The sequence below is a fragment of the Enterobacter sp. 2VL genome (assembly GCF_005503595.1).
Classification (GTDB): Bacteria; Pseudomonadota; Gammaproteobacteria; order Enterobacterales; family Enterobacteriaceae; genus Enterobacter; species Enterobacter cancerogenus.
Window position 1 is genome coordinate 73223 of record NZ_SCNE01000007.1, and the last position, 13513, is coordinate 86735.

Genomic DNA, 13513 nt, shown 5'->3' on the forward strand with positions numbered 1-13513 from the left:
TATGGTTTAGCGAAAAAGAAAAACCCCGGAGCAAGCTCCAGGGTTTGAAGTTAAGACAAACGCATCAACAGCAGTGACTTACTTGTCGCCCAACTGTTCTGACATGGTGTTACCCGGGTTTGGCGTACGCGGTTCATCGACCGGACGCGGTGCACGCGGGGTGCCATTGTTGTCAGAATTGTTGGAAGCGCCTGGGTCTTCCCAGCCCGCTGGCGGACGCACTTCGCGACGTGCCATCAGGTCGTCAATCTGCGGAGCATCGATGGTCTCATATTTCATGAGCGCATCTTTCATCGAATGCAGAATGTCCATATTGTCGTTCAGGATCTGACGTGCGCGAGCGTAGTTACGTTCGATCAGCGCTTTCACTTCCTGGTCGATGATACGTGCAGTTTCATCGGACATATGTTTGGCTTTCGCGACGGAACGGCCCAGGAATACTTCACCCTCTTCCTCTGCATACAGCAGCGGACCGAGTTTGTCGGAGAAGCCCCACTGAGTCACCATGTTACGCGCCAGGTTTGTCGCCACTTTAATATCGTTGGACGCACCGGTCGAAACATGTTCCACACCGTAGATAATCTCTTCCGCCAGACGACCACCGTACAGGGTCGAAATCTGGCTTTCCAGCTTCTGACGGCTGGCGCTGATTGCATCGCCTTCCGGCAGGAAGAACGTCACGCCCAGCGCACGACCACGCGGAATAATCGTCACTTTATGCACCGGATCGTGTTCCGGTACCAGGCGACCAATAATCGCGTGGCCTGCTTCGTGATATGCCGTGGACTCTTTCTGCGCTTCTGTCATCACCATGGAGCGACGTTCCGCACCCATCATGATTTTGTCTTTCGCTTTTTCGAACTCGACCATGGACACGACGCGCTTGTTGCCGCGAGCAGCAAACAGCGCCGCTTCGTTGACCAGGTTCGCCAGGTCCGCACCGGAGAAGCCCGGGGTACCACGTGCGATAATTGCCGCGTCGATATCAGGTGCCAGCGGTACGCGACGCATGTGAACTTTCAGAATCTGTTCACGACCGCGAACATCCGGCAGACCGACCACAACCTGACGGTCGAAACGACCTGGACGCAGAAGCGCAGGGTCAAGAACGTCCGGACGGTTAGTTGCCGCGATAACGATGATACCTTCGTTACCTTCAAAGCCGTCCATCTCAACCAGCATCTGGTTCAGCGTCTGTTCACGTTCATCGTGACCGCCGCCCAGGCCTGCGCCACGCTGGCGGCCTACGGCATCGATTTCATCGATGAAGATAATGCACGGTGCTGCTTTCTTGGCCTGCTCGAACATGTCACGCACACGAGATGCACCGACACCCACGAACATTTCAACGAAGTCAGAACCTGAAATAGTAAAGAACGGCACCTTCGCTTCGCCTGCGATGGCTTTCGCCAGCAGGGTTTTACCGGTACCCGGAGGGCCAACCATCAGCACGCCTTTCGGGATCTTACCGCCCAGCTTCTGGAAACGGCTCGGCTCGCGCAGGTATTCAACCAGCTCGCCCACCTCTTCTTTCGCTTCGTCACAACCTGCAACGTCGGCAAAGGTGGTCTTGATCTGGTCTTCCGTTAGCATACGCGCCTTGCTCTTACCGAACGACATGGCACCTTTGCCACCGCCGCCCTGCATCTGACGCATAAAGAAGATCCAGACGCCAATAAGAAGCAGCATCGGGAACCAGGAGATGAAGATAGAAGCCAGCAGGCTTGGTTCTTCTGGCGGCTCACCAACCACTTTGACGTTTTTAGTCAGAAGGTTATCAAGCAGCTTAGGATCGTTCACCGGGATGTAGGTCGTGTAACGGTTACTATCTTTCTTGGTAACGTTGATCTCACGTCCGTTGATACGCGCTTCGCGAACCTGGTCCTGATTGACCTCCTGCAGGAAGGTAGAATAATCCACCTTGCGGCCATTCGACTCGCTGGGCCCAAAGCTCTGGAATACTGACATCAGCACAACGGCAATGACCAGCCAGAGTATTAGGTTTTTCGCCATGTCACTCAAGGGATTAACCTCATATTACAACTGTGTTAAAAACAGCGTCAGGATACTCTATATCCAGTGTCATTCAAACTTTCGTTTGAAATCCACCGGTTATCATTTTCGCCCGGTCGCTACAATATACACTTCTCGAGAACGAGCCCGGGAAGAGTCCGGCTTACGAACTTTGACCTTCGCAAACAGGGAGCGAATTTCCTTAAGATACTCCTCGAAACCTTCGCCCTGAAACACCTTCACAACAAAACTACCACCAGGCGCTAGTACATCACGACTCATTTCTAACGCTAGCTCCACCAGATACATGGCGCGGGGGATATCCACCGCCGGTGTTCCACACATATTTGGTGCCATATCAGACATGACAACCTGGACCTTACTGTCACCTACACGATCAAGTAACGCTTTCAGTACTAATTCATCACGAAAGTCGCCCTGAAGGAAGTCCACACCAACGATAGGATCCATTGGTAAAAGATCGCATGCGATGATTCGGCCCGTTCCGCCGATTTGCGTAACCGCATACTGAGACCATCCGCCAGGTGCTGCACCGAGATCGACAACCGTCATTCCCGGCTTAAAAAGTTTGTCACTTTGCTGTATTTCATCAAGTTTAAACCAGGCGCGGGAACGCAACCCCTTTTTCTGCGCCTGTTGAACATATTTATCGCTAAAGTGTTCCTGTAGCCAGCGGCTGGAGCTGGCAGAACGCTTTTTACCTGTCATTTAACATTTCCGTCCTGGTTCATCGTTGCTTGCCTGTGACGTAAATTTCTACGCAGCTATTTGGCGATATTAGGGAGATGGCGGTAGAATGAACCGTTTTCAATCCCAACGTAAGCAAAAATATACGATGAATCTGAGTACTAAACAAAAACAGCACCTTAAAGGTCTGGCACATCCGCTCAAGCCGGTAGTTATGCTTGGCAACAATGGTTTGACCGAAGGGGTGCTTGCCGAGATTGAACAAGCGCTGGAACACCACGAGCTGATCAAGGTGAAAATCGCCTCTGAAGACAGAGACACTAAAAACCTGATCGTGGAAGCCATCGTGCGCGAAACCGGCGCCTGTAATGTACAGGTCATCGGTAAAACGCTGGTGCTCTATCGCCCATCTAAAGAGCGTAAAATCTCGCTGCCACGCTAAGGATATCCTGAATCGAACACATTTTCTGTGTAAAACGAGGGATTTCTGTCAGCAGGTGAGCAAAATGCCACGCTACTTAAGTTGATAAAAGGCCGCTATGCGGCCTTTTTCTTATCTTTACAATGTATCAACATCTTATCGGAGATGCGAATTACAGGTATTCAACCTTAATAATTTCGTATTCCACTTCACCACCCGGGGTGCGGATGACGACAACATCGTCCTGCTCTTTGCCAATCAGACCGCGCGCAATCGGCGAGTTTACCGAGATGAGGTTCTGCTTAAAGTCAGCTTCGTCATCCCCAACGATGCGGTATTTCTGCTCTTCGTCGTTGTCCAGGTTCAGCACGGTAACGGTAGCGCCGAAAATCACGCGACCATTGTTTGGCATTTTGGTGATATCGATAACCTGCGCATTAGACAGCTTCGCTTCGATATCTTTAATACGGCCTTCGCAAAAGCCCTGCTGCTCACGCGCGGCGTGGTATTCAGCATTTTCTTTCAGGTCGCCGTGCTCACGCGCATCCGCGATAGCAGCAATGATTTCAGGGCGACGTACGGATTTAAGGAAATCCAGCTCTTCGCGCAGTTTTTCTGCGCCACGTAAGGTCATCGGAATAGCTTGCATTTGTTATACCTCTTGAACATTCCTGTTGGGAGCAGCGTCACCTGCTCCGGCCCCTGCGCCCATGTACATCCAACCATGAGCGGGCCAGAAGCAAAAAGAAAACCGACCCGGGAACAAAGTCCCAGGTCAGCAGCAATTTTTCAATTTGATACGCATTTTACCGCGAAGTTCACTATGGGTCATCGTTTACTTTGCAGTGCCATGCACCGTAGTATGACGGTTTGTTTTCGGGTTGTTAGCGCGAGACTATGCGATTTTCCAGATTTATCATCGGATTGACTACCAGTATCACGTTCACCGTTCAGGCCGCGAATGTTGATGAGTACATTAACCAGCTGCCCGCAGGGGCTAACCTTGCGCTGATGGTGCAGAAGGTTGGAGCACAGGCACCCGATATTGACTATCACAGTCAACAGATGGCGCTGCCTGCCAGTACCCAAAAGGTGATCACCGCCCTCGCCGCGCTGCTTCAGCTTGGTCCTGACTTCCGCTTTACCACCACCCTTGAGACCAAAGGTAACATCGACGGTGGCGAGCTGAAAGGCGATCTTATCGCCCGGTTCGGCGGCGACCCCACGTTCAAGCGCCAGGATATTCGCAACATGGTGGCGGTGCTGAAAAAATCTGGCGTGCAAAAGATCGATGGCAACGTACTGATCGACACCTCGATTTTTGCCAGCCATGATAAAGCCCCAGGCTGGCCGTGGAACGATATGACGCAGTGCTTTAGCGCCCCGCCGGCCGCGGCTATCGTTGACCGTAACTGTTTCTCCGTGTCGCTTTACAGCGCACCAAAGCCGAATGATTTAGCCTTTATTCGTGTCGCCTCTTACTACCCGGTCACGATGTTCAGCCAGGTGCGTACACTGGCAAAAGGATCGCCGGATGCGCAGTACTGCGAGCTGGATGTCGTCCCGGGTGATTTAAACCGCTATACGCTCACCGGCTGCCTGACGCAGCGTGCCGACCCGCTGCCGCTGGCCTTTGCTATTCAGGACGGTGCGGGTTACGCAGGCGCCATTCTTAAAGACGAACTCAAACAGGCCGGAATTACCTATTCTGGCACCCTGCTGCGCCAGACGCAGGTTAATCAGCCGGGTAACGTCATCGCCAGCAAACAGTCCGCGCCGCTGCACGATCTGCTTAGGATTATGCTGAAAAAATCGGACAATATGATCGCGGATACGGTGTTCCGCATGATTGGCCATGCGCGTTTCGGCGTGCCGGGTACCTGGCGTGCGGGGTCTGACGCTGTACGGCAGATCCTGCGCCAGCAGGCGGGGATCGACCTTGGCAATACGATTGCCGTCGATGGTTCAGGGCTGTCACGCCATAACCTGATCTCCCCCGCGACCATGATGCAGGTGCTGCAGTACATTGCACAGCACGACACTGAACTAAACTTTATTACGATGCTGCCTCTTGCCGGGCATGATGGCTCCCTTCAGTACCGCGCCGGGCTTCATGCGGCGGGAGTGGATGGAAAGGTCTCGGCTAAAACAGGCTCGCTGCAGGGCGTGTATAACCTGGCAGGTTTTATCACGACCGCCAGTGGACAACGCATGGCGTTCGTACAGTATCTTTCCGGCTATGCCGTCGAACCAGCAGACCAGCGTAATCGTCGAATTCCTCTGGTGCGCTTCGAAAGCAGGCTTTATAAGGACATCTACCAGAATAACTAGCGATGAAACTTCTCATAGTTGAAGACGATCTGTTATTGCAGGAAGGGCTGGCGCTCGCGCTGGCCAATGAGGGCTATGCGCTCGATTGTGCCGCGACGGCAGCAGAAGCGGACGCCCTGATCCAGAGCGGCGAGTACAGCCTGGTGATCCTTGATTTGGGCCTGCCAGATAAAGACGGTGCCACGCTGTTAAGCCAGTGGCGTCGCCGGGGCGTTGAAAATCCGGTGCTGATCCTCACGGCGCGCGACGCCATTGAAGACCGCATTAACGGCCTCGACTCGGGCGCAGATGACTATCTGGTGAAACCCTTTGCGCTCGCAGAGCTTCAGGCCCGCGTGCGGGCGCTTATCCGCCGCTATCAGGGGCACAGCGATAATCTGCTGACCGACGGAGACATCACACTCAATCTGCAAACCCAGCAGGTGCTGTGCCAGTCTCAGCCCGTTGAAGTCACGCCAAAAGAGTTCGCCCTCCTGACCCGCCTGATCATGCGCAGCGGGCAGACGGTGCACCGTGAAACGCTGCAGCAAGACATTTACTCCTGGCAGGACGATCCAGGTTCTAACACCCTTGAAGTTCACATCCATAACCTGCGGCGCAAGCTCGGCAGGGACAGAATTAAAACCGTGCGCGGCGTAGGCTATCGCCTTGAGAGTCAGAAATGAACAGCATGCGTCGGCGATTAATGGTGTTGCTGGCGGTTATCCTGTTATTTTTCCAGTTGATCAGCGTGATTTGGCTGTGGCATGAGAGCCGCGAGCAGATTGGCTTTCTGGTCAGTGAAACCCTGTCGGCGAAAGCGCGTAACAGCCACGTCGAAAAAGAGATCCGCGAGGCCATTGCTTCGCTGTTGGTCCCCTCGCTAGTCATGGTGGGCTTTACCCTTCTGTTTTCGTTCTGGGCGGTGACCTGGATAACCCGACCGCTCAATAAACTGCGCGTCAGCCTCGCCAACCGCTCGGCGGATAATCTCACCCCTCTGCCCATGTATTCTGATATGGAAGAGATTGGCGCGGTCACGACTTCATTAAATCAGCTGCTGGCGCGTCTGGATCACACTATCCAGCAGGAGCGCCTGTTCACCGCTGACGCGGCCCACGAACTGCGAACGCCGCTTGCCGGTATCCGGCTGCATCTGGAGCTGATGGCGCAATCCGGCTCGCCTCAGGCTGCCCCGCTGATAAGCCGCATCGACCAGCTCATGCATACCGTAGAACAACTGCTGATGCTGGCCCGTGCAGGGCAGGCGATGGCCAGCGGGCATTACGATACCGTCAACTGGACTGAAACCATCATCGCCCCGCTGGGCCTTGAGCATGAAGCCAAAGAGCACAAAGTGATATGGCCCGCTGACAGCGCGCTTACGGTGCAGGGAGACCCTGTCCTGCTGCGTCTGATGCTGAGGAACCTGCTTGAGAACGCCGCCCGCTACAGCCCTGTGGGGACAACTATCGAGGTGAGGCTCACCGAGCGGGACGGGGGAACGCAGGTCAGCGTAATTGATGAGGGGCCCGGCATCGATGAAGCGCATCGGCAGTCAATCACCGAACCGTTCAGACGTCTTGACCAGCGTTACGGTGGAAGCGGCCTGGGGCTGAGCATCGTGCAGCGTATCGTTCAGCTCCACCACGGTCATTTAACGCTGGAGAACGGCCCACAAGGCGGCTTAATTGCCAGTTGCTGGCTGCCTTCGAGGTTAGGATAAAAAAAAGCCCCTTAACAGGGGCTTCTTGCAGGAATCAATGCTTGTAGATGAACTCGACGCCTTCTTCGTCATCTTCATCCCAGTCATCGTCCCAGTCTTCATCATCTTCTTCCGCTTCCTGCTCTTCGAGCTGCTGGCGGTGGTAGTCATCCCACATGAATTCAACTTTTTCTGGCTGTTTCACTTCTTCAGCCTGAACGATTGGGTTTTCGATGATAAAGTTCATCACATCCCAGCAGAGATCTTTCACGCCAATCTGGCTTGCCGCAGAGATCAGGTAGTATTTATCTTCCCAACCCATCGCTTCAGCAATGGCTTTCGCTTTGGCTTCAGCTTCCGCTTTGTCCATCAGGTCGATCTTGTTAAAGACCAGCCAGCGCGGCTTGCCTGCCAGTTTTTCGCTGTATTTTTCCAGCTCGCCAATAATAATACGGGCGTTATCCACCGGATCGGATTCATCGATAGGGTTAATATCGATGATATGCAGCAGGACACGGCAACGCTCAAGGTGCTTCAGGAAGCGAATCCCCAGACCCGCGCCCTCTGCCGCGCCTTCGATCAGGCCCGGAATATCCGCTACCACGAAGCTCTTTTCGTGGTCCATGCGGACAACGCCCAGGCTTGGGACCAGCGTGGTGAAGGGATAATCTGCCACTTTCGGCTTCGCGGCAGACACGGCACGAATGAAGGTTGATTTACCCGCATTTGGCATACCCAGCATACCCACGTCAGCCAGCAGCATCAGTTCAAGCTGCAGATCGCGTGTGTCACCCGGCGTACCCATGGTTTTCTGACGAGGAGCACGGTTCACGGAGGATTTAAAACGGCTGTTGCCCAGACCGTGCCATCCGCCTTTAGCCACCATCAGGCGCTGACCATGTTTGGTCATGTCACCCATGGTTTCTCCGGTACCCTGATCGATAACGCGGGTCCCGACAGGCACTTTAATGACCACGTCTTTACCGCGTTTACCGGTACAGTCACGGCTCTGGCCGTTTTGACCACGTTCAGCGCGGAAAGATTTTTCGAAACGGTAGTCGATCAGCGTGTTGAGGTTTTCATCCGCCTCAAGCCACACATCGCCGCCATCTCCGCCGTCGCCGCCGTCAGGGCCGCCACGTGGAATATATTTTTCACGGCGGAAGCTGACACAACCGTTACCGCCATCACCTGCAACGACCAGAATCGTCGCTTCATCAACAAACTTCATTTTACTTCTCCGTAAATCATTCGCCTGAGCGGGGGATCGTTACAACCGCTTCATTTTTGCGCCAGCGCCCCCAGAGACGATGACCAATGGCGGAATACATCGCGCCCGCAACCACGACAAACGCACCGAGATAGCCCAACAGGTTGAGCATCGGTCTGACGAAAACATCGGGCCAGGCCATTGATAACAAATCTGAAAATAACAGCGTAAACAGCGGAGTCAGCGTGATTAATGCGCTCACCTGCGCTGCCTGCCAGCGCGCCATTGCTTCGGCCAGCGCGCCATAACCGACCAGCGTGTTTAGCCCACAAAAAATGAGACACGCCAGCTGCCAGTCGCTCAGTTGGGTAATCACACCCGGTTTTGCTAACGGCAACAGTGCTATTGTACACAAAGTGTACAACAAAAGGAGGATCTGCTGTGAGGCCAGGCGACGCAATAACACCTTTTGCGCGACGCCGTAACTCACCCAGACCGTTGCTGCACCCACGCCAAAAATCACACCCCAGGTGTAATCCGTCAGCCGGGTGAAAATCTCAATCAGGCTGGTGTTGAAGAACATCACCAGCCCGCAGAGCAACATACTCGCCCCCACAATCTGCGTCCCGCGCATCTTCTCTTTGAGGATGAAGACGCTGGCGACCATCATGCCCACCGGTGAAAGTTGACCAATCACCTGCGACGCCGTGGGGCTAAGATACTGCAGGGAAGAGCTGAACAGAATGAAGTTCCCGAACAGCCCGCCCGTCGCGATAGCCAGTAATACCAGCCAGCGCGGTTTACGGAAGAGGCGCAGCGGCGGAAGCTTGCCCTTGATCGCCAGAATGGCACCGAGGCCAATACTCGCCATCAAAAAGCGATAAAACACCACCGTCGGCGGCTCCATCACTTCCAGAACCTGCTTCATTGCAATTGGCAATGCACCCCAACACATCGCGGTGGTCAGCGCCAAAAGAATACCAATGCCGGCCTGCTGCTTCATGCCCGTTTTCCCTACAGAAAATTTTCCGGGTTTCCAATGTAAAAAGCCCCGCAACACGTTGCGGGGCTTTAATCCGTTACCGGACCGAGAAAACCTTACTCAGCAACGATGCTGATGTATTTACGGTTGTTCGGGCCTTTAACTTCAAATTTCACTTTACCGTCTGCTTTAGCAAACAGAGTGTGGTCACGACCGCAACCTACGTTGTTGCCAGCGTGGAATTTGGTACCACGTTGACGAACGATGATGCTACCCGCCAGAACGGATTCGCCACCGAAACGCTTAACGCCAAGGCGTTTAGCTTCTGAATCGCGACCGTTACGTGTGGAGCCGCCAGCCTTTTTATGTGCCATTTAAATCTCTCCTCAGGTCTTAGGCGCTGATGCCAGTAATTTTCACATCAGTGAACCACTGACGGTGGCCCTGCTGCTTACGGTAGTGCTTACGACGACGAAACTTAACGATTTTAACTTTCTCGCCACGACCGTGTGCAACAACTTCAGCTTTGATAACGCCGCCATCAACGAAAGGAACGCCGATTTTGACTTCTTCACCGTTTGCGATCATCAGAACTTCAGCGAATTCAACAGATTCGCCAGTTGCGATGTCCAGCTTTTCCAGGCGAACGGTCTGACCTTCGCTTACTCGGTGTTGTTTACCACCACTTTGGAAAACCGCGTACATATAAACTCCGCTTCCGCGCACATCCTCGTATGATTCAGAGTGCGCTATAAATATTCACAATAGGGCGCGAATATTACGCAAAACGCGAGCCTTTGACAAGTGCTACCATCAATAGATGAAGAAAAAAAACACAACACGTACGGTAACGTTTATCTGCGCCGTTTTTTCAGTACAATCAGCGATACTATTGATAAACCGAAACCCTTTGTGAACCCACATCCCGTGGGATAAACAGGATAAAAAGCCCGGCTTTTGCGATGAATTTAGATAAAATCAACGAGTTAACCGCGCAAGATATGGCGGGTGTGAATGCAGCAATCCTGGAACAACTCAACTCTGACGTTCAACTGATCAATCAGTTGGGCTATTACATCGTCAGCGGCGGCGGTAAACGCATTCGCCCGATGATTGCCATTCTGGCCGCAAGAGCCGTTGGCTATCAGGGAAATGCCCATGTGACGATCGCGGCGCTGATCGAGTTTATCCACACCGCCACGCTCCTTCATGATGACGTTGTGGATGAATCTGACATGCGTCGCGGCAAAGCCACGGCTAACGCCGCATTTGGCAATGCGGCAAGCGTACTGGTGGGTGATTTTATCTATACCCGTGCTTTCCAGATGATGACCAGCCTCGGCTCGCTGAAGGTGCTGGAAGTGATGTCTGAAGCGGTGAACGTGATCGCCGAAGGCGAAGTGCTGCAGCTGATGAACGTCAACGATCCGGACATTACCGAAGAGAGCTACATGCGCGTGATTTACAGCAAGACCGCGCGTCTGTTTGAAGCCGCGGCTCAGTGTTCCGGCATCCTCGGCGGCTGCACCGATGTCCAGGAAAAAGGGCTGCAGGACTATGGCCGTTATCTTGGCACCGCGTTCCAGCTGATTGACGATCTACTGGACTACAGTGCCGATGGCGAGACGCTGGGCAAAAACGTCGGCGACGACCTGAACGAAGGCAAACCGACCCTCCCGCTGCTACACGCCATGCGCAACGGTACACCCGAGCAGGAAAAAATGATCCGTGAAGCGATCGAGCAGGGAAATGGTCGACATCTTCTGGAACCTGTCCTGGAAGCCATGGCGATCAGCGGTTCACTTGAATGGACGCGTCAGCGTGCCGAAGAAGAAGCCGATAAAGCCATTGCAGCACTTAAGGTGATCCCGGACAGCCCATGGCGCGATGCGCTTATTGGCCTTGCCCACATTGCCGTTCAGCGCGATCGTTAATCCTCTTCCCCGGGCTCCCTGCCGCCGCGCAGGGAGCTTCCAGTACGTTCTTAAAAACTCCATTTTCACGTTAAATCATCGGTTTACAGGCCGCATGAATAAAGTCATGTCTTATTCTGAATATTGCTTCCAGTAACTCGAACTTTTTAGAACCGCTGTTCGAAGACGGTATAGTAACCCCGTCATTTCAGGAGAAATGGCATGGGTGAACATGAACACAAGGACAGCTTCAATGGATACGAAATTTATCGACTGGCATTCGGCTGATATTATTGCAGCACTTCGCAAAAAAGGGACATCTCTGGCTGCAGAGTCGCGTCGCAACGGGCTCAGTTCTTCCACACTGGCGAACGCACTGACCCGACCATGGCCTAAGGGTGAATTGATTATCGCCACCGCGCTGGACACCCAGCCGTGGGTAATCTGGCCTTCACGCTACCACGATCCCGTTACCCATGAGTTTATCGACAGAACGCGCATGATGCGCCAGAAAAAAACGACGTGAAGCGCTGTTGAGGTAACACGCGCATTTTGACAGGAACAGCAATCCCCCGACCATCTCTGGCAGGGGGCTGCCGGAACGATTACTCGCCCTTCACACGCTCGATATTTGCACCCAGCGCGCGCAGTTTATCTTCAATACGCTCATAGCCGCGATCGATATGGTAGATACGATCGACAACGGTAGTCCCTTCCGCAATACAACCTGCCAGCACCAGGCTTGCAGACGCACGCAGATCGGTTGCCATCACCTGCGCACCAGACAGTTTTTCAACGCCGTGGCAGATCACCGTATTGCTTTCGATTTCCGCATGCGCGCCCATACGGATCAGTTCCGGTACGTGCATAAAGCGGTTTTCAAAGATGGTCTCGGTAATAAAGCCCGTCCCTTCGGCCACCAGGTTCAGCAGGGTGAACTGCGCCTGCATATCGGTCGGGAAAGCCGGGTGCGGAGCGGTACGCACGTTGACCGCTTTAGGGCGATTGCCGTGCATGTCCAGGCTGATCCAGTCTTCACCAATTTCGATATCGGCGCCCGCATCACGCAGTTTCGCCAGCACGGCGTCCAGAGTATCTGGCTGTGCATTGCGGCAGGTGATTTTCCCGCCGGAAATCGCAGCGGCCACCAGGAAGGTACCGGTTTCGATACGGTCCGGCAGCACGCGGTACACGCCGCCGCCCAGGCGCTCTACGCCCTCAATGGTGATGCGATCGGTGCCCTGACCTGAAATTTTCGCGCCCAGCGCCACGAGGAAGTTTGCGGTATCCACAATTTCCGGCTCGCGTGCGGCGTTTTCGATGATGGTGGTGCCTTCCGCCAGCGTTGCCGCAGACATAATGGTCACCGTTGCGCCCACGCTCACTTTGTCCATGACGATGTGCGCGCCTTTCAGACGACCGTTCACGGATGCCTTAACGTAACCTTCTTCAAGCTTGATCTCTGCGCCCAGCTTCTCTAAGCCAAAGATGTGCAGATCGACCGGACGAGCACCAATCGCGCAGCCGCCCGGCAGGGAAACCTGTCCCTGGCCAAAACGCGCCACCAGCGGACCAAGCGCCCAGATGGAGGCACGCATGGTTTTCACCAGATCATAGGGCGCGGAGAAGTTGTTAACCTGGCTGGCGTCGATCCAGACGGAACCATTGCGCTCCACCTTAGTACCCAGTTGAGCAAGCAACTTCATGGTCGTGTCGATATCTTTCAGCTTCGGTACGTTCTGGATCTCTACCGGCTCTTCGGCGAGCAGCGCCGCAAAGAGGATAGGCAGCGCGGCGTTTTTGGCGCCGGAAATAGTGACTTCGCCCTGGAGACGCGTTGGCCCCTGTACACGAAATTTGTCCATTGTTTGCTCTCTTATAAATTCAACCGTGCTGCGGGCTGTCGCCCGCAGCTTAGAAACCGTTTAGTTTGCGATCGCGTGCCCACTCTTGCGGGGTGAACGCTTTAATCGACAGGGCGTGGATGCGGTTGTCCGCAATGTATTCCATCAGCGGCGCATACACAGCCTGCTGTTTCTTCACACGACTCATACCGTCGAAGATCTCACCCACAGCAATAACCTGGAAGTGACTGCCATCGCCAGAGACGTGGGCTTCCTGAAGGGAGAGTGCATTCATCAGCACAGTCTGGATTTCATTATTTTCCATGGGGTCTTTATCATCTGATTGTGAAAACAAGCCCAACATCTTAGAGCAAAGTGGCGTTGTCTTAAACAAGCAAAAAGCCCCG

At 53.9% G+C, this 13513-nt stretch carries 15 protein-coding genes; 6 read left to right on the forward strand and 9 right to left on the reverse strand.

Annotated features, from left to right (window positions below):
* Positions 1–78: 78 nt before the first annotated feature.
* Both ftsH and rlmE read right to left on the reverse strand, forming a co-directional pair.
* Positions 79–2013, reverse strand: a complete 1935-nt coding sequence (gene ftsH / locus FFS28_RS16695) for an ATP-dependent zinc metalloprotease FtsH (RefSeq protein ID WP_006178765.1) — start codon at positions 2011–2013, stop codon at positions 79–81.
* Between the two features lie 102 nt (positions 2014–2115).
* Positions 2116–2742, reverse strand: coding sequence for a 23S rRNA (uridine(2552)-2'-O)-methyltransferase RlmE (rlmE, locus tag FFS28_RS16700; protein WP_006178766.1), 627 nt, complete (start codon positions 2740–2742; stop codon positions 2116–2118).
* Positions 2743–2869: 127 nt separating this feature from the next.
* Between rlmE and yhbY the strand changes: the two genes are divergently transcribed.
* Positions 2870–3163 carry a ribosome assembly RNA-binding protein YhbY gene (gene yhbY / locus FFS28_RS16705; RefSeq protein ID WP_003861814.1) on the forward strand — a complete coding sequence of 98 codons (294 nt, stop codon included), beginning with the start codon at positions 2870–2872 and terminating at the stop codon, positions 3161–3163.
* Positions 3164–3314: 151 nt separating this feature from the next.
* On the opposite strand, the gene greA is transcribed toward yhbY, so the two are convergent.
* Positions 3315–3791, reverse strand: coding sequence for a transcription elongation factor GreA (gene greA / locus FFS28_RS16710; protein ID WP_006178768.1), 477 nt, complete (start codon positions 3789–3791; stop codon positions 3315–3317).
* A 248-nt stretch (positions 3792–4039) separates the two neighbouring features.
* On the opposite strand from greA, the gene dacB reads away from it, so the two are divergent.
* Genes dacB through pmrB form a run of 3 tightly spaced genes read left to right on the forward strand, consistent with a single transcriptional unit; the run spans position 4040 to position 7178 of the window.
* A complete protein-coding gene (gene dacB / locus FFS28_RS16715; protein WP_006178769.1) occupies positions 4040–5473 on the forward strand; it encodes a serine-type D-Ala-D-Ala carboxypeptidase in 1434 nt (477 codons plus the stop codon).
* 2 nt (positions 5474–5475) lie between these two features.
* Complete coding sequence (pmrA, locus tag FFS28_RS16720; RefSeq protein WP_137903512.1) at positions 5476–6138, forward strand: two-component system response regulator PmrA; 663 nt, start codon at positions 5476–5478, stop codon at positions 6136–6138.
* Positions 6135–7178, forward strand: coding sequence for a two-component system sensor histidine kinase PmrB (gene pmrB / locus FFS28_RS16725; protein ID WP_137903513.1), 1044 nt, complete (start codon positions 6135–6137; stop codon positions 7176–7178). Before pmrA ends, pmrB begins: the two co-directional genes overlap by 4 nt.
* A 34-nt stretch (positions 7179–7212) precedes the next feature.
* Here pmrB and cgtA read toward each other — a convergent pair whose 3' ends face one another.
* The 4 genes from cgtA to rplU form a co-directional block, all read right to left on the reverse strand.
* On the reverse strand, positions 7213–8388 hold the full coding sequence (gene cgtA, locus FFS28_RS16730; RefSeq protein WP_006178772.1) for an Obg family GTPase CgtA: 1176 nt from the start codon (positions 8386–8388) through the stop codon (positions 7213–7215).
* A 16-nt stretch (positions 8389–8404) separates the two neighbouring features.
* Entirely contained in the window at positions 8405–9370 is a 966-nt protein-coding gene (locus FFS28_RS16735) for a DMT family transporter (RefSeq protein WP_006178773.1), read from the reverse strand.
* A 95-nt stretch (positions 9371–9465) separates the two neighbouring features.
* The gene (gene rpmA / locus FFS28_RS16740; RefSeq protein WP_004385076.1) at positions 9466–9723 is read right to left on the reverse strand and encodes a 50S ribosomal protein L27; all 258 of its coding nucleotides are present in this window, start codon (positions 9721–9723) and stop codon (positions 9466–9468) included.
* 19 nt (positions 9724–9742) lie between these two features.
* Entirely contained in the window at positions 9743–10054 is a 312-nt protein-coding gene (gene rplU, locus FFS28_RS16745) for a 50S ribosomal protein L21 (protein ID WP_003025032.1), read from the reverse strand.
* Positions 10055–10311: 257 nt separating this feature from the next.
* On the opposite strand from rplU, the gene ispB reads away from it, so the two are divergent.
* Positions 10312–11283: an octaprenyl diphosphate synthase gene (gene ispB / locus FFS28_RS16750; RefSeq protein WP_137903514.1), complete on the forward strand. Its 972-nt coding sequence runs from the start codon at positions 10312–10314 to the stop codon at positions 11281–11283.
* A gap of 232 nt (positions 11284–11515) precedes the next feature.
* Positions 11516–11788 (forward strand): DNA-binding transcriptional regulator SfsB, encoded by a 273-nt coding sequence (gene sfsB, locus FFS28_RS16755; RefSeq protein WP_042322106.1) that lies wholly within the window; start codon positions 11516–11518, stop codon positions 11786–11788.
* 79 nt (positions 11789–11867) lie between these two features.
* Here the strand turns inward: sfsB and murA are convergent, their stop codons facing one another.
* Together murA and ibaG are read right to left on the reverse strand one after the other, a co-directional pair.
* Complete coding sequence (gene murA / locus FFS28_RS16760; RefSeq protein WP_006178776.1) at positions 11868–13127, reverse strand: UDP-N-acetylglucosamine 1-carboxyvinyltransferase; 1260 nt, start codon at positions 13125–13127, stop codon at positions 11868–11870.
* Positions 13128–13176: 49 nt separating this feature from the next.
* A complete protein-coding gene (ibaG, locus tag FFS28_RS16765; RefSeq protein ID WP_042322109.1) occupies positions 13177–13431 on the reverse strand; it encodes a BolA family iron metabolism protein IbaG in 255 nt (84 codons plus the stop codon).
* Between the last annotated feature and the right edge of the window lie 82 nt (positions 13432–13513).

Coding starts and splice junctions, on each gene's coding strand:
- ftsH (WP_006178765.1), bottom strand. CDS start 2,013: ATGGCGAAAAACCTAATACTCTGGCTGGTCATTGCCGTTGTGCTGATG.
- rlmE (WP_006178766.1), bottom strand. CDS start 2,742: ATGACAGGTAAAAAGCGTTCTGCCAGCTCCAGCCGCTGGCTACAGGAA.
- yhbY (WP_003861814.1), top strand. CDS start 2,870: ATGAATCTGAGTACTAAACAAAAACAGCACCTTAAAGGTCTGGCACAT.
- greA (WP_006178768.1), bottom strand. CDS start 3,791: ATGCAAGCTATTCCGATGACCTTACGTGGCGCAGAAAAACTGCGCGAA.
- dacB (WP_006178769.1), top strand. CDS start 4,040: ATGCGATTTTCCAGATTTATCATCGGATTGACTACCAGTATCACGTTC.
- pmrA (WP_137903512.1), top strand. CDS start 5,476: ATGAAACTTCTCATAGTTGAAGACGATCTGTTATTGCAGGAAGGGCTG.
- pmrB (WP_137903513.1), top strand. CDS start 6,135: ATGAACAGCATGCGTCGGCGATTAATGGTGTTGCTGGCGGTTATCCTG.
- cgtA (WP_006178772.1), bottom strand. CDS start 8,388: ATGAAGTTTGTTGATGAAGCGACGATTCTGGTCGTTGCAGGTGATGGC.
- FFS28_RS16735 (WP_006178773.1), bottom strand. CDS start 9,370: ATGAAGCAGCAGGCCGGCATTGGTATTCTTTTGGCGCTGACCACCGCG.
- rpmA (WP_004385076.1), bottom strand. CDS start 9,723: ATGGCACATAAAAAGGCTGGCGGCTCCACACGTAACGGTCGCGATTCA.
- rplU (WP_003025032.1), bottom strand. CDS start 10,054: ATGTACGCGGTTTTCCAAAGTGGTGGTAAACAACACCGAGTAAGCGAA.
- ispB (WP_137903514.1), top strand. CDS start 10,312: ATGAATTTAGATAAAATCAACGAGTTAACCGCGCAAGATATGGCGGGT.
- sfsB (WP_042322106.1), top strand. CDS start 11,516: ATGGATACGAAATTTATCGACTGGCATTCGGCTGATATTATTGCAGCA.
- murA (WP_006178776.1), bottom strand. CDS start 13,127: ATGGACAAATTTCGTGTACAGGGGCCAACGCGTCTCCAGGGCGAAGTC.
- ibaG (WP_042322109.1), bottom strand. CDS start 13,431: ATGGAAAATAATGAAATCCAGACTGTGCTGATGAATGCACTCTCCCTT.